The sequence below is a fragment of the Thermococcus indicus genome (genome assembly GCF_006274605.1).
GTDB classification, from domain to species: Archaea; Methanobacteriota_B; Thermococci; order Thermococcales; family Thermococcaceae; genus Thermococcus; species Thermococcus indicus.
Map to the genome: position 1 here is coordinate 1,006,227 of NZ_CP040846.1, position 15,618 is coordinate 1,021,844.

At 51.1% G+C, this 15,618-nt stretch carries 22 protein-coding genes; 14 read left to right on the forward strand and 8 right to left on the reverse strand.

Annotated features, from left to right (window positions below; all coding sequences use genetic code 11):
- Positions 1–4 precede the first annotated feature (4 nt).
- Positions 5–466, reverse strand: coding sequence for a DUF2284 domain-containing protein (locus FH039_RS05480; RefSeq protein WP_139680506.1), 462 nt, complete (start codon positions 464–466; stop codon positions 5–7).
- Between the two features lie 312 nt (positions 467–778).
- Between FH039_RS05480 and FH039_RS05485 the strand changes: the two genes are divergently transcribed.
- Positions 779–1,246 carry a YbhB/YbcL family Raf kinase inhibitor-like protein gene (locus FH039_RS05485; RefSeq protein WP_139681673.1) on the forward strand — a complete coding sequence of 156 codons (468 nt, stop codon included), beginning with the start codon at positions 779–781 and terminating at the stop codon, positions 1,244–1,246.
- Between the two features lie 13 nt (positions 1,247–1,259).
- On the opposite strand, the gene FH039_RS05490 is transcribed toward FH039_RS05485, so the two are convergent.
- Entirely contained in the window at positions 1,260–1,511 is a 252-nt protein-coding gene (locus FH039_RS05490) for a hypothetical protein (protein WP_139680507.1), read from the reverse strand.
- Positions 1,512–1,612: 101 nt separating this feature from the next.
- A complete protein-coding gene (locus FH039_RS05495; RefSeq protein ID WP_139681674.1) occupies positions 1,613–2,077 on the reverse strand; it encodes a tetratricopeptide repeat protein in 465 nt (154 codons plus the stop codon).
- A 121-nt stretch (positions 2,078–2,198) separates the two neighbouring features.
- Here FH039_RS05495 and FH039_RS05500 point away from each other — a divergent pair, with 121 nt between their 5' ends.
- A complete protein-coding gene (locus FH039_RS05500; RefSeq protein ID WP_139680508.1) occupies positions 2,199–2,768 on the forward strand; it encodes a glutaredoxin family protein in 570 nt (189 codons plus the stop codon).
- Between the two features lie 63 nt (positions 2,769–2,831).
- A complete protein-coding gene (locus FH039_RS05505) occupies positions 2,832–3,560 on the forward strand; it encodes a cytochrome c biogenesis protein CcdA (RefSeq protein WP_139680509.1) in 729 nt (242 codons plus the stop codon).
- Here the strand turns inward: FH039_RS05505 and FH039_RS05510 are convergent.
- The 4 genes from FH039_RS05510 to FH039_RS05525 all read right to left on the reverse strand — a co-directional run bounded on the left by FH039_RS05510 (position 3,552) and on the right by FH039_RS05525 (position 5,812).
- The gene (locus FH039_RS05510) at positions 3,552–3,899 is read right to left on the reverse strand and encodes a thioredoxin family protein (RefSeq protein WP_139680510.1); all 348 of its coding nucleotides are present in this window, start codon (positions 3,897–3,899) and stop codon (positions 3,552–3,554) included. The two genes, FH039_RS05505 and FH039_RS05510, sit on opposite strands and share 9 nt — an antisense overlap.
- Before the next feature lie 62 nt (positions 3,900–3,961).
- Positions 3,962–4,537, reverse strand: coding sequence for a hypothetical protein (locus tag FH039_RS05515; protein ID WP_139680511.1), 576 nt, complete (start codon positions 4,535–4,537; stop codon positions 3,962–3,964).
- A gap of 4 nt (positions 4,538–4,541) precedes the next feature.
- Positions 4,542–5,354, reverse strand: a complete 813-nt coding sequence (locus FH039_RS05520) for a hypothetical protein (protein WP_139681675.1) — start codon at positions 5,352–5,354, stop codon at positions 4,542–4,544.
- A 71-nt stretch (positions 5,355–5,425) separates the two neighbouring features.
- Positions 5,426–5,812, reverse strand: a complete 387-nt coding sequence (locus FH039_RS05525) for a transcriptional regulator (protein ID WP_139680512.1) — start codon at positions 5,810–5,812, stop codon at positions 5,426–5,428.
- A gap of 174 nt (positions 5,813–5,986) precedes the next feature.
- On the opposite strand from FH039_RS05525, the gene hcp reads away from it, so the two are divergent.
- The 11 genes from hcp (at position 5,987) to FH039_RS05580 (ending at position 14,932) form a co-directional block, all read left to right on the forward strand.
- Complete coding sequence (hcp, locus tag FH039_RS05530) at positions 5,987–7,354, forward strand: hydroxylamine reductase (RefSeq protein WP_139680513.1); 1,368 nt, start codon at positions 5,987–5,989, stop codon at positions 7,352–7,354.
- Between the two features lie 218 nt (positions 7,355–7,572).
- Positions 7,573–8,577 carry a hypothetical protein gene (locus FH039_RS05535; RefSeq protein WP_139680514.1) on the forward strand — a complete coding sequence of 335 codons (1,005 nt, stop codon included), beginning with the start codon at positions 7,573–7,575 and terminating at the stop codon, positions 8,575–8,577.
- Positions 8,578–8,629: 52 nt separating this feature from the next.
- Complete coding sequence (locus tag FH039_RS05540) at positions 8,630–9,292, forward strand: hypothetical protein (protein WP_139680515.1); 663 nt, start codon at positions 8,630–8,632, stop codon at positions 9,290–9,292.
- Entirely contained in the window at positions 9,292–9,804 is a 513-nt protein-coding gene (locus FH039_RS05545; protein WP_139680516.1) for a hypothetical protein, read from the forward strand. The genes FH039_RS05540 and FH039_RS05545 overlap by 1 nt, the downstream gene beginning before the upstream one ends.
- Positions 9,805–9,900: 96 nt before the next feature.
- Positions 9,901–10,755 (forward strand): hypothetical protein, encoded by an 855-nt coding sequence (locus FH039_RS05550; RefSeq protein WP_139680517.1) that lies wholly within the window; start codon positions 9,901–9,903, stop codon positions 10,753–10,755.
- Positions 10,756–10,759: 4 nt separating this feature from the next.
- Complete coding sequence (locus FH039_RS05555; RefSeq protein WP_139680518.1) at positions 10,760–11,788, forward strand: hypothetical protein; 1,029 nt, start codon at positions 10,760–10,762, stop codon at positions 11,786–11,788.
- A gap of 34 nt (positions 11,789–11,822) precedes the next feature.
- Positions 11,823–12,482 (forward strand): hypothetical protein, encoded by a 660-nt coding sequence (locus tag FH039_RS05560; protein WP_139680519.1) that lies wholly within the window; start codon positions 11,823–11,825, stop codon positions 12,480–12,482.
- A gap of 5 nt (positions 12,483–12,487) precedes the next feature.
- Positions 12,488–13,165, forward strand: a complete 678-nt coding sequence (locus FH039_RS05565; protein WP_139680520.1) for a hypothetical protein — start codon at positions 12,488–12,490, stop codon at positions 13,163–13,165.
- Positions 13,166–13,346: 181 nt separating this feature from the next.
- Positions 13,347–13,733: a hypothetical protein gene (locus FH039_RS12360; protein ID WP_240703288.1), complete on the forward strand. Its 387-nt coding sequence runs from the start codon at positions 13,347–13,349 to the stop codon at positions 13,731–13,733.
- A 206-nt stretch (positions 13,734–13,939) separates the two neighbouring features.
- Complete coding sequence (locus FH039_RS05575) at positions 13,940–14,197, forward strand: hypothetical protein (protein WP_139680521.1); 258 nt, start codon at positions 13,940–13,942, stop codon at positions 14,195–14,197.
- 57 nt (positions 14,198–14,254) lie between these two features.
- Positions 14,255–14,932: a hypothetical protein gene (locus FH039_RS05580; RefSeq protein WP_139680522.1), complete on the forward strand. Its 678-nt coding sequence runs from the start codon at positions 14,255–14,257 to the stop codon at positions 14,930–14,932.
- A 192-nt stretch (positions 14,933–15,124) separates the two neighbouring features.
- Here the strand turns inward: FH039_RS05580 and FH039_RS05585 are convergent, their stop codons facing one another.
- The gene (locus FH039_RS05585) at positions 15,125–15,601 is read right to left on the reverse strand and encodes a DUF1858 domain-containing protein (RefSeq protein ID WP_139680523.1); all 477 of its coding nucleotides are present in this window, start codon (positions 15,599–15,601) and stop codon (positions 15,125–15,127) included.
- Positions 15,602–15,618: the final 17 nt, after the last annotated feature.

Here is a 15,618-nt window from a genome sequence, read left to right on the forward strand (position 1 = left end):
ACCGTTATTCAATTAGCACCATCCCGTACAAAACGCTTTCGGAGAAGTCCATTTTCACGAGTTTCCCAATCTCGATGCCCACCGCGTCTATGCTCGGTCTGACCTTGGTCGGCATCCTGCACGGCTCGCCCCTCTCGAAGGGACAGTCGTCGCAGAGGTTGCAGGAGCCGGGAAAGAGGGCCATCGCGTACATCTTCCCCTCCTTGAAGAACTCTTCCTCCCTCTTCAGGAGGTACAGCAGGGCCCCCCTCTTCTCCTCCTCAAAGCGCTCCATGTCTATCTCAAACTTCACTATCAGCGCCCTCTTGAAGTGCCCTATCCATTCCCTCGCTTCCCTCCAGTCCGGGACGTGTGGCGGACAGTTCGGCCTCCTACCGTACATCGGGCAGGAGCGACACTTCCAGACAGGTCTGGGCGAGACGACTATTTCATCCGCCGGAATTTCCCTCTCCCACAGCACCTTCATGGGGCATCAAGAAAAGATGGGGAAGGAGCTTAAAAATCAATCCATGGTTCACTCAACGTTTGTCTTCTTCCTTGGGTGGATATGGGTATCTCTCAGCCACTTCATCGCTGGTATCGGCCAGTATTTCCGGCAGGCTTCACTCCCATCATCAACACCACAATGTTGTTGCTGTTGATAAAGCGTTGTGCCGAAATCTTTTTACGTTTTATCGAGTATACTGTTTACATGAGATGGTTAGCGCCGCTCCTGGCGGTTTTGTTGGCCCTGAGCGGGGGATGCATATCTTCAAAGGATTCCGGAGGGGATGTTAGGATGGATCTTGAGGTTGGCTCCATATTTCACGACGGGGACACCATACCAGTCGAGTTCACCTGTGATGGAAACGACGTGAACCCGCCGATATTTATCGGGCACGTGGACCCAAACGCAAAGAGTCTCGTCATAATCATGGACGACCCCGATGCCCCCGGTGGGACCTTCACCCATTGGATAGCGTGGAACATTCCACCCCTCGGGGAAATACCAAAGGGAGTTCCGCCGCAGGGGGTTGTGGACGCTCCCGTCAGGATGGTTCAGGGAAAGAACGACTTCGGGAGAATAGGGTACGGGGGCCCCTGTCCGCCGCGGGGGCATGGGGTGCACCATTACCACTTCAAGGTCTATGCCCTTGACACGGTTCTAGAACTCGATCCCGGGGCGAGCAGAAAAGAACTGGAAAGGGCCATGAGCGGCCACATCATTCAGATGGGTGAGCTTGTGGGGCTCTACGGGAGGAAATGAACCCGTCTGCCCGTTATTTTTCCATTAGCTTTACCGCCAGGTTTATCGCACTCTGAAACGCGGACAGGAAGTTCAGGGTGAAAAATATCCAATCCCCGATTATGTACGAGTATACGGTCAGCATGCTTGCCGCGGCCACGTAGATTATGATGAACTCCAGGTTCAGGGGGCAGTGCTTTGTTCTCAATGTCTCAACTGTCTGGGGTACCCATGAGCCCACCAGCAGCAGCATTCCGATGAGTCCAATTATCGCTCCGATCTCCATGGTCTCTCACCGCCAACGGGAAGGGGAGAGCGTAAAAAAGCCTTGTGGATGGACCCGTGTTAAAATCGAATAGACCGGTTGGATGAATAGACAAATTTGAGCTAAAGCTGACTGGCGAGTCTGGACATTGCCCACGTCTTGACGTCGTCGTCCATGATGCCGTTAATTATCTCCATCGCCTCGGCAACCTTTCCCCTCTTGGCGAGGGCCAGCGCCACCTCCGCCTCAACCTTTGACTTGTTCGGGAGGTCAGTTATGTACCGGGAAATTCTGAGGGCTTCCTCCGGATTGCCCATGTTCAGAAACTCAAAGGCCAGGCTCATCAGAGCCTTTGTGCTCTCGTCGCGGTTGTCGATGTCAAGGGCTGCCTTAACCGCCCTTTCCAGCGCCTCGTGATAATCCCTCCCCGACTTTGCCACCTCGACTGCTATGTGTGAGAACGCCTTCGAGCGTATGTTGCCATCGGGTATTCCCTCAGCCATGTCGAGAGCCTCATTAACCCTGCCGGATTCCACGAGTTTAAGAACTGCCTCGTACAGTGCCCTGGAGCGGTACCACTCCTGCATGATCATCCCCTAACATCTTTGACGCCAGAGGATTTAAGCATTCTGTTCGGATAGCTTCAACCGAGATTGAATGGGAGCAAGGTTTTATAACCTCTGAGGATAACCGAGAATGGGTGATTTGATGAAAAAGTTTGGTGTAGTGCTCTTGCTCATGATTCTCATCGGCTTTGGGGCGGGATGCATCACAGATTCGAACGGTACCGCGCCGACCCAAACCTCCCCCAGTGACCATGGCTACGTCACGGTAAACGGGACGAAGATATACCTGGATGAAATTCACTTCTACATGTACGGAATGCAGACCTGCCCGCACTGTCACAAAATGCGGGAGGAGATACCAAAGGCCTACGGAAACGACAGCCTGACCTACTATGAGCTCGTGAACAACGAGGAAAACGCAAATCTGTTCCAGAGAATATACCAGCTAACGGGAATCCAGGGTGTTCCGGCTATAGCCATAACCTACAACGGGACGCTCTACGCCGTGCTTGAGGGGGAGTTCAACGTTACCGCCGTCCCGAAGATAATCTACACGGGGATGGAGAATAACGGGGTCATTCTGGCCGTGGGGGGTAAAGTGTACCTCCTGCCACGCGACAAAGACAACTCCGAGGAAGTCATTAACGAGCTCTATGAGCTTTTTGTCGAGCACAGGATGCCATCGTGGAATTCAAACTCCACCTCCGGCTGAATCCTTTCGTTCTCAACTTTTTGTTTCCGAAACCCACAAAAAGAGCTATGATAACTTTCTACCATGAGAAGTGAGATAAAGGGACTGGCGATAATCCTTCTGGCATCCTTCGGGGTCAGCTCCCTCGCGCTGTGGGCGCTGGGCATGGTGGACTTTATACCAAAGTTCTTCGCCCTGGCCATGAGCGACTCGATAAACCCGTGCACCTTCGTCATATACACCATGCTCCTCATAGCACTCTCGGTCAGGGAGATATCGAAGAAGAGGCTGTATTTCATAGGGGCCGCATTCATAGCCGCTGTTTACATATCATACTACCTCCTTGGCGTCGGACTGCTGTACTTCGCTGGCTACCTGCCCCTCTGGATCGCTGGAGTTGCGGCAATATTATTCGGTGCTTACACCATAGCCACAGGTCTGATGGAAAAATCCCGCGTCGGAGACAAAAGCAAAATCAGGAGGAAAATATTCAGCAGCGACGCAACTGCAATTGGGGCTTTTACGCTCGGGGTTATAGTCTCCACAACTTTGCTGCCGTGCTCGGCTGGAAGCTACCTCGTCTACGCGATAATAATCTCGAAGGCCGGGAAGGCTTTGGCTTTTCTCCTGCTGGCCCTCTACAACTTGGTGTTTGTGCTTCCCTTGGTCGTCATACTGCTCGCCATGGGGAGTGTCACCGAAAGCAAGCGCTTCTCTCAGGCGATGGTGCGGCACAGTCGGGAGCTCTCGGTCATAGCTGGACTGCTGCTGATAGCTATTGGGGTATGGGTTCTCACAGGGGCTTCACTTTAGGCCAAGCTTTTCCTTCACCCTTCTCTCGAATTCAGCGAAGTTCGGAACTCCTATGAACTCCACCCTGTTGTCTATGAGTATCGTGGGGGTCCCCATTATGTTGTGCTCCATGGCTTTCCTCTGGCCTTCGGGGGTTGCCACGCTGAGTTCCTTCGCTATAACCCCCTCGTACTTTCTCTCAAGCTCCTGAGCCATTGCCCAGGCTATCGGGCAGTAGGGGCAGCCGGGCGACGTTATGACCTCAATGACCACCTTTCTCTTTGGCTTGACCTCTATCATGCCGGCCCTCTTCATGAGTTCGAGCATCTTTTTTCTCCTTATCATCTCAAGCTCGTCCATTCTCTCACCCCCGTTAGAAAAGAGAAGGAAGGGGATTTAAAAAGAAATTTTTGAAAAAAGCTTCAATCTACGGCGTTCAGATGTGCCGCCAGGAGTACGGCGAATATAATCGCCAGCAGGATGTGCAGTTTCTTCCATTTTTCATACCTGCTCACGTACTTCCTTGCTTTTTCCATGTCGTTGGCCTTTGCCGCAGAGATTATGCCATGATTTATGCTCCTTCCGATGAAGCCCATCACGTTCAGGAGGATGAGAATGACTGCCATCGCTAGCCCTGTTGTACCTGCCAGACCGGTGTAGTTGCCGCACGAGAAGAAGTGGAGGAAGACCAGCAGGGTTCCAGTTATCGTGAAGAAATGGTGGATGGTCATTGGGGACATTGGGCCGATCACCGTCATATAAGGATGCTCCATCTTTATCTCGAAGCCCCAACCGCTTGACCTCTGGTGGGTTATGATGAGCTTCCTCTTGGTGAGGGTATAGTAGGCAACTCCTGCCGTTATCATTGCGACCCCTGCAACCGCGAGGGAGGTATAACCAGCCTCGTACTCATTTTCTTCCCCGTCATCGTCCGCAAGAACAAAAGGCGTTATTAGGAGAGTCAAAAGAAGAAAAGCCAAAAGCCTCTTCATGGGCATCCCCTCAGAAAGCGCCGCTTCCAAGGCCGCAGATGTTCGCGAACGGACATATCGAGCAGTCCTCGGTGTAGGGCTCGAGGTAAGGCTCGCCCTTAACGGCCTTCGTTACTTCCTTCGCCTTTTCCATGGCTTCATCATCGCCCTCAAGGACGAGGGTGACGCTTCCTTCAGCTCCCCCGGCACCGCCTGCCGCTATCGGAATTGCCTCGACTCCCGCGAGTATTCTGTACGCCTCGACCTCGGTGACGGGATGCGAATGCGGTATCGGCACGAGGGCCGAGTAAAGCCCGGTCCCCCAGTCGAAGGAGTAGATGCCGGTGAGCTTGGCGCTCTCCTCGACCGGCGTCGGCACAAACTTCTCGAGGCTTACCGGGGTTATCGTGAAGACTCCCTTGGTTATAGTCCAGCCAAAGGTTTTTCCTATCGTCCCCCCGTCGGGAGCCGCTGCAAAAACTGCCACGTTCCAGTTGATGTCTATCGCGTTGGCGCCCTTTATGAAGACGTCCTTTGGCCCCATCCTCTTGAGGGCCTCAAGCGGATCGTCGAAGGGCTCGCCCTTGTAGAGGACGAGGTGCTTCGGCCACGTCTGTTTGGGTGTGACACACGTCCGTCCTTTGCTTATAACGCCGACAGTCCACTTCTCCTTCTCTATCTTCTCCCCGAGTATTTCCTCGGCCACATAGGCGGCTGTTGTGCCGGTGGCTATGTAAACGAAGCCGTGCTTGAGGGCATGCTGGACTTCGGGCATTGCCACAACTGCCTTTGCGATGAGCCGTTTGCTCTCGGGTGGGGTGAGGGTTACGAGTGCTCTTTTCACAGAAATCACCTGGCTAAAATAGGCATCGAAAGGTATTAAACCTTCCCTTAGAGCGCCCTAGAAGCCTTAGCTCAGCCGAAAAGTTCAAGGCATACGCTGCATTCCGCGGGATTTACCTCGGGGTCGATTTTTGAGTGGAACTGGCAGACGTAGCCCTTTCCAAGCATCTCGACCGAGATTTCCACGAGTCTTCGATGTATTCTATACTCACTGGGTCTTGTCCTAATGATCTCGTCGGCAAGTGAACGAAGCTCGTTGTCGATGTCTGGGAACTGGGAGACGTCCATCAACGCGCCCCTGTCCATCCGAAGATAGCGGGAAACGGCAGACTGGGTTATGTGGAGAAGCTCAGCTATCGCGGTCTGCTTCAGGCCGTTTTCGTAGAGTATCTCCACAAGCCTCCGCCTGAGTGAGGGATACACGTAGCGCGAGGCCACTTCAAACGCATTAGTCTTCATGGTGGGTTTTTATGACGGGCGGAATATTTAAGGGTTTCTGTCAAGCCCCCCATCTGAGTTTATATGACATAAGTCATATAGCCGCTTTAGGTTAAGAAACCGCAAGATTTTTATGAAGGTCACTTCATCTATAATCGAAGGATATGACACTCGTCATAAAAGGAGGGATTGAAGATGATAAAGGTACCTGAGAAGTTGGACATGCTCTGCAACCAGTGCTCGATGAGCCTGGCGGGAGGATGTACGATAAGGGGAGTCTGCGGTAAGGATCCGGACCTCAACTCGCTCCAGGAGGCCCTGCTGTACGGTATAAAGGGAACCTCCGCCTACTACTACCATGCCCTTGAGGTCGGCTACGACGACCCGAGGATAGGCCACTTTTTGGCTGAGGCGCTGTATTCAACCCTCACCAACGTCAACTTTGACAAGAACCGCTTCCTTGAGCTCATCCTTGAGAACGGAAGGGTTCACCTTGAGGCTATGAAGCTCCTTGATAAAGCCTACGTCGAGACCTTCGGAAGGCCGGAGCCGGTTGAAGTCCCGACCGGAACGGCTGAGGGGCACGGCATACTCGTCACCGGCCACAGCTACAAGGCCCTGTACGAGCTCCTCAGGCAGATTGAGGAGATGGGCCTTGAGGATGAGCTTAAAGTTTATACCCACGCGGAGATGTTCCCAGCACATGCATACCCCGAGCTGAGGAAGTTCAAAGCCCTCTACGGCAACTGGGGAGGCTCGTGGCTCTACCAGAAGAAGGAATTCGCGGAGTTCCCGGGCGTTATTCTGGGCACAAGCAACTGTGTCCAGCAGCCGACGAAGGCGTATCAAGATAGAATCTTCACCGTCGGAATAGCGGGCCTTGAAGGGGTTCCCCACATCGAGGACTACAACTTCGAGCCGCTCATAAAGCGCGCACTTGAGACCCCTAGGATGAAGGCTTACGACGGCGGAAAGCTCCTCACCGGCTTCCACCACACCAACGTTTTGGCTATGAAGGATAAGCTCATTGAACTCATCCAGGAGGGCAAGATAAGGCACATCTTCGTCGTGGGCGGCTGTGATACGCCGCACAAGGGCATGGGCTACTACGAGAGGCTCACCGAGCTGATTCCAAAGGATGCGCTGATACTCTCAGCGGCATGCGGCAAGTTCCGCTACAACGCGAGGGACTATGGAACTATCGAGGGCATTCCAAGATTCCTCGACTTCGGCCAGTGCAACAACGTTTACTCAATAATCGAGATTGCAATAGCACTTGCAAACGAGCTCGGGACGGATGTGAACTCCCTGCCGGTGAGCATAGTCCTGAGCTGGATGGAGCAGAAGGCAATAGCAATACTCTACTCGCTCCTCTACCTGGGAATCAAGGGCATCTACATCGGACCAAAGCCGCCAGAGTTCCTGACTCCAGGGGTCTTTGAAATCCTGAGGAGACAGTTTGACCTCAGGCTCACCGGTGACCCGGAGACTGACCTCAGGGACATGCTGAGCAAGGGAACAAAGGTAGAAGAGGGTTCGCCCCTCGCTGAGGAGCTGGATTAAGCCGACTTTTCTTTTTTCTTTTGATTTGTTGGTGTTGGGAGTTTAGGATTTCTGGCTTCTGGTGGTTCCTTAGTTGTCCTATTTTGTTGGTTGTAATCTGAACTTCCTGCGGAGCAGTAATCTAATTTTAATTGCCACCGCCGTGTTAATATTTTAAATAGTAAATTTTTTGAGGTTTGGATTTATTATCCAGCATGAGTAGCATTGGAGGTGACTGCATGGGTTGGAAGAGGGTTCTCGCCTTTGCCCTGGTTGTACTCTTCCTTGGAATGACCTTCAGTAGCGCCAGCGCGACTGCGGGCTTCGTTAACGGGACGGTAAACAGTACCGTGAAGATTCCATCAGAGTTCAGTCCTGAGAGAAGGCCCGGAGATGAGGTTCAGCCGCAGTTTGTGCAGGTGGGACTCCTTGCCATTGAGTTCGCGGCAGGAGATGCCCTCCTTCTAAAGTTCCTGGTTTCAGTGGGGGCTATATTCACAGTTGGGCTTTATAATGTTGTCAAGGATCATCAGGACACCATTGAGAAGTACCTGGGCAAAATTGCGGACCCAATATTGAGGGCCATTAGTTTGAAACAGCTTTCAGAGTTTGCCGAGGGCTTCATAAAGGTCACAAAAGACGACTTAAAGCACCCACGTGTTAGGTATCAAGTGAAGACCTTATGGAAGATTCCTCTGCCCAAGCTTGAGGGTGTCAGAGTTTATGACGGGTCAAAGCTGATCGTCAGCGTTACAACGAGTGAGCTAGATGATGTTAGTGACCTCTTCACTCCAAAGGAGTTCGGGCAACTCTTGGGTCAAGCATACCTCAACGGATGGGACGCTAACGACGCGAAGAAGCTTGTGGAGGATTTCGACAAGCAGTACAAGAACTTTAATGTAAAGTTCAGGGGAAGGTATGCCTGCGGCAGCTACTTCCCGGAAGGAGACGTCATCATTGATGATGAAGGGGCGACACACATAATTGAAAGGCACATTAAAAGGGGAGTGTATGATGGTAAATCAAAATTCGAGCAGATAACAGCCAAACAGCTCCTCCAGATGCTTGAAGAGACGATTAAGACCGGTAGGGTAAACTGTTACAGAAGCAATCCACCGAAGGAAGTAGTCCTTGAAAAGTATTATCCCGGGATGGGGGCCAAGAACCGGCTGAGAGTTGTCATAAGGAAAATATCCAATGGTTTATATAGGATAGTGACAGCACATCCGGTGGATTGGGACTGAGGATAGAGACCACTTTTAATTTTTTTAGCCGCATAACACGAGGATGATACAAATGGTAGACTTCAAAATCACGTTTAAACTTGAGGGACCTTTTGACCCCTTGGAAAAGAGGGCGGGGAGGATAGTGACGGAAGGGATGAAACACGGGTATTCACACGAATCGATAATAGATACGGTTCTCAGCGAGTACGATGTTCTCATCCGTTGCCGGGGAGAGGAAGTGTTCAATGCGACCGTCTACCTCAACGAATTTCTCTATGAGCTTCTCCGATTTGCGTTCTACGCCGTAACAGGCGAAGTCCCGGAAGACGTGAAGTCATGCGGGTGGGGCTTTAACAGTATGGACGAACTCCCGAACTGGCTTGATGAGGAAGTTAGAACCTTGGGGAACCTATTGGGAGAGGAGTTTAACGAACTGACCTCCGGCCCATTTTTAAGGTCCTTCCTTGGAAGCTACGACCCGAGATTGATTGTCTACGGGTTCAGGAAGGGCGGTCATCTCTATTTCGTGAGTGTGGACTACAGAAAGGTCTGCAGGGTGCCAACCAGCGAGTTCGTGAAGGTCGCAATGAACGTCATAGAAGAGGCCATCGTAGAACTGGAGTCCTGTACCCACGTATTTGATGGGAACGGGATTGGAGAGTACCGGGAAATGATTGATGACTATAAGAGGCTCCTTAATTTTTTAAAGGGAAAACCCGGGAGATGGTCTTAATGCCGGTTAAGTTCTCGGTTGATTCCACTCTCGAAGAGTTAGAGGAATCCGAGGGGTATGGGGCATGGATTATTATAGAAGTCAACGGGAAGAGAATTGTGTGGGCCGCCTGCTACATTGTGCAGGCGCTGTCGGCAATCCTCGCTACAGTAACCTTCGCGGTTGCATCGTGCGATGAAATTCTGTACGTGCTTGAAAAGTTCGAGGAGGACGAGGGGTGGGTGATAAGGAGGAACTGCAGGGGTGGGAAGCTCGAGGTGGGTTTCGGCACTTACGAGCCGATTTCTCCCGTGGTGTTCAGGAAGGAGGGCGATTACCTGCTCATTGAGGCCTTCGAGAACGACCGGTTGGTTGGCAGGGAGAGGGTTGAAGTCAGGGAGTACGTGAAAGCCGCCCTGGAATTTCTCGAGGAGTACCTGAGAGGGACTAAAGATAGGGCTTACCTGACGGGGCTGGAGAGGGTTAAAGAGCTCGTGCGGAAGAGCAGGTATAAGGACGTGCTCGGGGGTTAAGACCGTAGAATGCTTGATACTGAAGTTACGGACAGCTTAAGGAACGAATACCTCAGATAGAAGAGGGAACTACGTCGAATGCTTGAGGTGTGAGGCGTGATTACCTTCTCTTTCTTCCCCCAGGATGGGAACAGGGGCTTCCCCGTGCTGGTGCTCGGAGACGGGCCGGTGTTTATCAGTGAAGATCCGGTGGCGCTGGATGAATTCATGAGCCCCCTAAAGGCACTCCAATCAAATGATGTTCCCCCGAAAAAGCTCTGGGACATGGAGATAAGGGCCGAGGGTGGATGGGTTTGCCTGACTCTGCAGGGTGGCAGGGAGGTACAGGTCACCCGCAAAAAACTCGTCGAGACAATCCGGACTTCCATCCAGAACCTGGAAGCGGTTCTCCACAATAAACCGGTGCGGATGGAGTGGCTCAGGTTCAAGCTAAAGCCGCCTTCACCTGAAGTGCTTGAGATGCTCGGTGAACCTGAGGACATCATGGACGAGTACGAAGTTCAAGTTTACGGGAGCACGTACGTACTGGAAGCGTTCGTTAATCTCGAGGGATACGTTGAGGAGCTTAAACTTCTCAAGGCTTTCGTGGCGGACGGCAAACTGCCCGGCGAAAGGTGGCGGGTAAAGCGGAACGTTGATGGCGAAATCAAGAGGCTGTCTTCCAAGGGGGCAAAAAAGCCGGAGGATAGGGGCCTTCTCCGCGAACTGGCGGGCCTTAAAAAGCTCTCAGCAGGAGCGGCTCCCCCCTTCGTTCGCTTTACCCTTTCAACCTACGACCCCTTTGAAGTTCTCTACGCGGCAGACTCTGGAAAGGGTGAATTTTTGCTGGCATTCGTCCTGTATTCCGGCATGGCCGTCAAAGTCCCAAAGGATGTCCTCATAAGGGCCATTGATGAGGCCATCAAAGATGCAGAAAAAGAACTCGAAAGGGTAAAGTTGCCCGGGAGGTGAGCTCGTGCCCTTTTCCATCTTTTTCTTTGGCTGGGAGGAAGCGCTCCGGGGTGAGGTGCCCGCGGATACCCTGACCATCGCTATCAAACACGGAGACGAGACCATACCATTGGGCGATTGCTTTACCAAAGACGCAGTTAGAGACGTTATTGACGCCATCGCGTTCGCCACCAACTCCTGCGAGGGCGTTAAGGAACTACACCTCCGGAGCGGACGATGTGATGTTTTGTTATTTCCAGGCAGGTACTGCGCGGACAATAATATTGTCCTAAGATTTGGCACTTATGAGCCCATATCCCACGTCTATTTTAAAATCAGAGGCGACCTCCTCAGGCTTGAAATATATCGGGAGGACAGAAAAGACGTGGAGGCTATAGAGGTTCTTCGTGTAGACTTCATCCGCTCCGCTCTGGACTTTGTCCGTTCCTTCCTTGCGAAGTTTCCGGATGAGGAATTAATGAGGGAGCTTGAGATTGTGGAGGAAATGGCGGGGAGGAAGGGTCTGCTTCCTGCTGAGGAAAAGTTTGAAATTAAGGTTGAGTGGCTTGGGGAAGTTAAATGCAGGAAAGAGGAGTTCCCGATAGTCTATGCCGTTGTAAGCTATGGGAGGGAAATATTCAGCGGGCTCGTTGAACCGGTAGCCTTTGCCGGGGACCTGATAAACCTCCTGAAGTTCGCTAAGGGCATGGAAGTCGGGTGTGAGATTAACATGACGCCGTATAATGACATCGTTGAAAGGGCAATGTTGCTATTCGGTGATAAGAAGGTTTCCGATTACCTCTTGCTCTGGTTTGGAAGCGAGTGGCCGGGAACAGTGTTTGTATTCAAGAATGATAGTGAGCTTGTTTTTGTGAACGCTAAAACGGGCTTCGTCATCGAGGTAAAGAAAGAAGAAGCGGAGACTTTAGTGGCGAATGCTGTTGTGGAGATAATAAGAGAGTTGCAGGAATGGGATGGGGAGCTTTTCGGCCCCATAAGGAAGGAGGATGCCGTCTCCATGCTCACAGGGGAGCTCAAGGAGGCCTTTCAGTAGAGTGGCTCATTATTTGCCCACCGGAGGTGTGAGCATGACAAGAGTTCACCTGTGGTATACACTCCCAACTAAAGACTACCCGAAGGGAGCGGTCGTTTCGTCGCTCTCAGACACCGTGGAAACATACACTGAATCCGTTGAAGAAGACGACGAAGAGGACTTCAACGAGCTCCTCAAAGGCATCATCTCAAGGGCATTTGAATACGGCGTTAAGTACGGGTTGGCGGTGAATGGCAGAGAGCTGATAGCACCCGCCTGTGGGAACTTAATTGACTTTTTTGAGGACGTGGCACTCTCGATTGTTTACGCAGGGGGAGGAAAGGATTCAATAATCGAACTCATGAGTCTCCCGGTGGAGGTAAACCCCCTCAGGAACAACCCTGTCACCAGAAACATGTCCATAGAAGAGGTGTTTTTTCCTGAAGGGCCCCTTAAACTCTTCTTCGGCACCTTTGACCCCATAAAGTTCGTCCTGTACCGCAAACATAGCAAAATCCTTGAAATTGAGTCCCCGGACAACGGAGTAACCGTCCGGGTGGGGGTTGAAGAGTACGTAGAGGGCATTAGGGAAGACCTCATAAGGGGAGTACATGAGGTGGAAGAAGCCCTAAAAACGTTCACTCCCCTGCGGGCTTTATATCCAAAAATACAATGGGTGAAGGTGGTAGCAAGGTATGCGCTCAGCACATGGTGAGAAGCATGACCTTGAACAGTGCTAACCCTGGGTTTTACTGGTACTGGTATCTTCCCGGAGCTACTTACAAGGGTGCGGACGAGCTTTTGGAGTGGACGGAGGTGCTCTTTGACTTCGATGATGTCCTTAAATATTACCTGCCCGTTAGAGCCCACTGGATTGAGAACCCCTCACTCCTAACTGGGGTTCCCAAGGAGGTTAACGTCATCTCCACCACCGTAAGCTTCCCCCGCTTTCTTGGAAACTTTATTGCTGGAGCACTCTACGCGCTCGGAAGGGAGGAGGAACTTGAGAAGCTCGTCGGAGGGCCGGGGGTTAAAACGCCCGCCGGAGACGGTAGAATGGTTCCAGAGGGCATTCTAAAGCCCGTTGGAGAGCTCCCGGAGTGGGTGAGAACGCGAGCGAAGGCCAAGCTCTACGTGGATATGGACTTTGGGGCCTTTGATCCCACCCTTCATGTGGTACTTTTGAGGAGTGGAAACTCTCTGATTTGGATTTTCGACAATGGCAGGATCTACAAGATGGGGGAAAGAGAGTTCACGAGGTTTGCTTTGGACATTCTCATTGCAGGGAAGGACTCAATAAATGTCCTAATCGATCGTATTGATACTCGTTCATCCCTGGCCAATGCCACAATAAGGCACATTGACAGGTCAATTGAGATGCTTGGACTTAACTGGTAGGAAAGACACCTTTAGGGGAGTGGCTTGATAACCTGGTACTTTGATGTTGAATACCTAGAGGAAAAAGCTGGAAACTGGGGAATACGTTAAGGATTTTTTGGTCCTGAACAGAGCGCCTATGCGCCTTCATGCTCTTTCAAGGCTCTTTCTTTTACCTTCGGAGGGATATTCACTAGAAATCATGGGGCACGAAGTCATCTCAGACGATTCTATGGAGCCATTAAGGTTCTTTCTTGTTCCTCAGGATTCGTTCATTGTGAGCATCTATCTCAGGGGAGCCCTTGAGAAGTTTAACAGAGAGATAGTTACAAAGGACTGGTTTGTGGGCTTTCTGCGGAAGTGGGTTTATCCCTCCGAAATCAAGAGGATCCCGAATCCACGGTTAAAAGAGGTTCCTATTGAGGAGCTGAGACGGGAATACCTATTAGAGTGTCCAGGCATTGGAGAACCTGTTCTCGATGCCACGTTTGGAAAGGGCCTGAACCCGGTGGTGTTTAAGCTTAGGGGAGAAAAGGCGCTTGTGTGTTCAGGAGCCTACTTCGCGGGGAAGACGGAACGCTTAACCTGAAGAGAGTTCTGATAGAGTGCGACGCCGACTCCCTGTCAGAGGCTTTCTTCGAGATGGGTGAGGCGACTTTAAAGGCCCTCGCGGAACTTGCCGGGCTACTCCCCCCAGGGCCGTGGAAAGAGCCGTTATCTGCTTACATTGAGGTTCTCAGGGTATTCAAAAAGTTCAGTCGTAACATATAACCGGTGAAGTCACGGGTTGGAAAGATGATTGTCATGGGGGCTGTAAGTGTATGGTGGCAGATACCAAAATTCGAGCAGATAACAGCCAAACAGCTCCTCCAGATGCTTGAAGAGACTATAGAAAGCGGAAGGCCATATTGTCCCGGATCTAGTAAAAAATACAGAAAACTCGCGTTGGAGAAGCATTACCCTGGAATGGGGCTAAAAAACAAGTTAAGACTTGTTATTCAATGGAAGGACGGCAGGTATCGTATTGTTACAGCGTTTCCAGTGGATAAATGAACCGCACTTAGTTTTTATTTTTTAAGCGCCTGAACTGACAATCATGGGGGGTGACAGATGAGCTTCGAAATTCGCTTTGAATTTTGTGCTGGTTATAAACGATTTGAAGAACTGTGTGGGGAGATAATAAAGCGTGGAATTAACAATGGTGACAGTCACGAGACGATTATCACCAAATGCCTGGAAGAGTATGAGGTGTGGATGTTTTACAGGGGAAACGAAATATTCCAAGCAACAGTTGACTTTGAGGTGTTTCTTTTGGATCTCATTGCACTCGCCTTTTATGCCGTCTTGAGTGACATACCTGGAGAGATTGATTTCAACGGAGTGATGCTTAAGAACACACATGACATTCCAGAGTGGCTGAAGGAAGATGTTGAAGTTCTTAAGAATATTCTGGAGAAAAAAACTGAAATTTTAACTCAAACTCCAGTTTTCTACTCGGTTCTTGGGAGCTATGATCCTACACTACCAATGTTTGCCCTCAGAGTAGGGGACACTCTGTATCTCATCAGCACCCCTTACAGGCAAGTTGCGGAGTTGGAAACCGACATATTCGCAGGATACGTGGCAGAGATAGTAAAAACGGCACTTGGAGAGCTCAACAGCTACATTCCGCTGTTCGAAGAATACGGGATTAGCGAATACGCAAGCCTAATAAATGGCGTTGAGAAGGCCTGGGAGCTATTAAACAGAAGAATTCGAGAGAAACCCGGAGCAAATCCAAAAACCTGATTCACACCACTCTTAAATGGAAAACCCGGAAGATGGTCTTAATGCCGGTTAAAGTCCCAAAGGATGTCCTCTTAAGAGCCTTGAGTGATGCCATCAAAGATGCGGAAAGGGAACTCAAAAAACAATCCGTCATGGGGTAAGATTGCTGCAAAATAAAACAGAAATGGTTTGAACTGGGCTATCTACCCTCTTTCAGCCCGTTTCCAGGGCCTTAAGCTCCTCCATCATCTCTTTGAACTTCTCGTCGCTCATACCTATGAGCTCCTTTGCCTGCTTCAGAGTAATCGTCCTTGCGAGGGTCTTCCTCATCTCGGGGTTCTCAAGGGGCGAAAAGCCGTACTTCAGGAGTATCTTCAGAGATTCGGGATAGGCCTTTAGGAGCTTGCCAACATTGGTTTCCTCCGTTATTTTGTCCAGCTTATCGTCACACTCCTTGACTTCCATCGTAAGCTCCCTGGAGTCCTCGGTTTTCATTATCCTGAGCACGAATGCCCCGCCAACTTCTTTCAGTTCAACCCGATAACCTGCCTCCTCAAGTCTCCCCAGCATGTCAACGAAGGGCTTGTCTCCTATAACTTCAAGAGTCTCCCCCACCTGAAGCTTTCCAAGGGCCTCTACGATCATAACCGCCGGCTGGGGTGGGTTTAAACCGCGAACGTCAAGCATCATTTTTCATCACCGCTCCC

Coding starts and splice junctions, on each gene's coding strand:
- FH039_RS05480 (WP_139680506.1), bottom strand. CDS start 466: ATGAAGGTGCTGTGGGAGAGGGAAATTCCGGCGGATGAAATAGTCGTC.
- FH039_RS05485 (WP_139681673.1), top strand. CDS start 779: ATGGATCTTGAGGTTGGCTCCATATTTCACGACGGGGACACCATACCA.
- FH039_RS05490 (WP_139680507.1), bottom strand. CDS start 1,511: ATGGAGATCGGAGCGATAATTGGACTCATCGGAATGCTGCTGCTGGTG.
- FH039_RS05495 (WP_139681674.1), bottom strand. CDS start 2,077: ATGCAGGAGTGGTACCGCTCCAGGGCACTGTACGAGGCAGTTCTTAAA.
- FH039_RS05500 (WP_139680508.1), top strand. CDS start 2,199: ATGAAAAAGTTTGGTGTAGTGCTCTTGCTCATGATTCTCATCGGCTTT.
- FH039_RS05505 (WP_139680509.1), top strand. CDS start 2,832: ATGAGAAGTGAGATAAAGGGACTGGCGATAATCCTTCTGGCATCCTTC.
- FH039_RS05510 (WP_139680510.1), bottom strand. CDS start 3,899: ATGGACGAGCTTGAGATGATAAGGAGAAAAAAGATGCTCGAACTCATG.
- FH039_RS05515 (WP_139680511.1), bottom strand. CDS start 4,537: ATGCCCATGAAGAGGCTTTTGGCTTTTCTTCTTTTGACTCTCCTAATA.
- FH039_RS05525 (WP_139680512.1), bottom strand. CDS start 5,812: ATGAAGACTAATGCGTTTGAAGTGGCCTCGCGCTACGTGTATCCCTCA.
- hcp (WP_139680513.1), top strand. CDS start 5,987: ATGATAAAGGTACCTGAGAAGTTGGACATGCTCTGCAACCAGTGCTCG.
- FH039_RS05535 (WP_139680514.1), top strand. CDS start 7,573: ATGGGTTGGAAGAGGGTTCTCGCCTTTGCCCTGGTTGTACTCTTCCTT.
- FH039_RS05540 (WP_139680515.1), top strand. CDS start 8,630: ATGGTAGACTTCAAAATCACGTTTAAACTTGAGGGACCTTTTGACCCC.
- FH039_RS05545 (WP_139680516.1), top strand. CDS start 9,292: ATGCCGGTTAAGTTCTCGGTTGATTCCACTCTCGAAGAGTTAGAGGAA.
- FH039_RS05560 (WP_139680519.1), top strand. CDS start 11,823: ATGACAAGAGTTCACCTGTGGTATACACTCCCAACTAAAGACTACCCG.
- FH039_RS05565 (WP_139680520.1), top strand. CDS start 12,488: ATGACCTTGAACAGTGCTAACCCTGGGTTTTACTGGTACTGGTATCTT.
- FH039_RS12360 (WP_240703288.1), top strand. CDS start 13,347: ATGGGGCACGAAGTCATCTCAGACGATTCTATGGAGCCATTAAGGTTC.
- FH039_RS05575 (WP_139680521.1), top strand. CDS start 13,940: ATGATTGTCATGGGGGCTGTAAGTGTATGGTGGCAGATACCAAAATTC.
- FH039_RS05580 (WP_139680522.1), top strand. CDS start 14,255: ATGAGCTTCGAAATTCGCTTTGAATTTTGTGCTGGTTATAAACGATTT.
- FH039_RS05585 (WP_139680523.1), bottom strand. CDS start 15,601: ATGATGCTTGACGTTCGCGGTTTAAACCCACCCCAGCCGGCGGTTATG.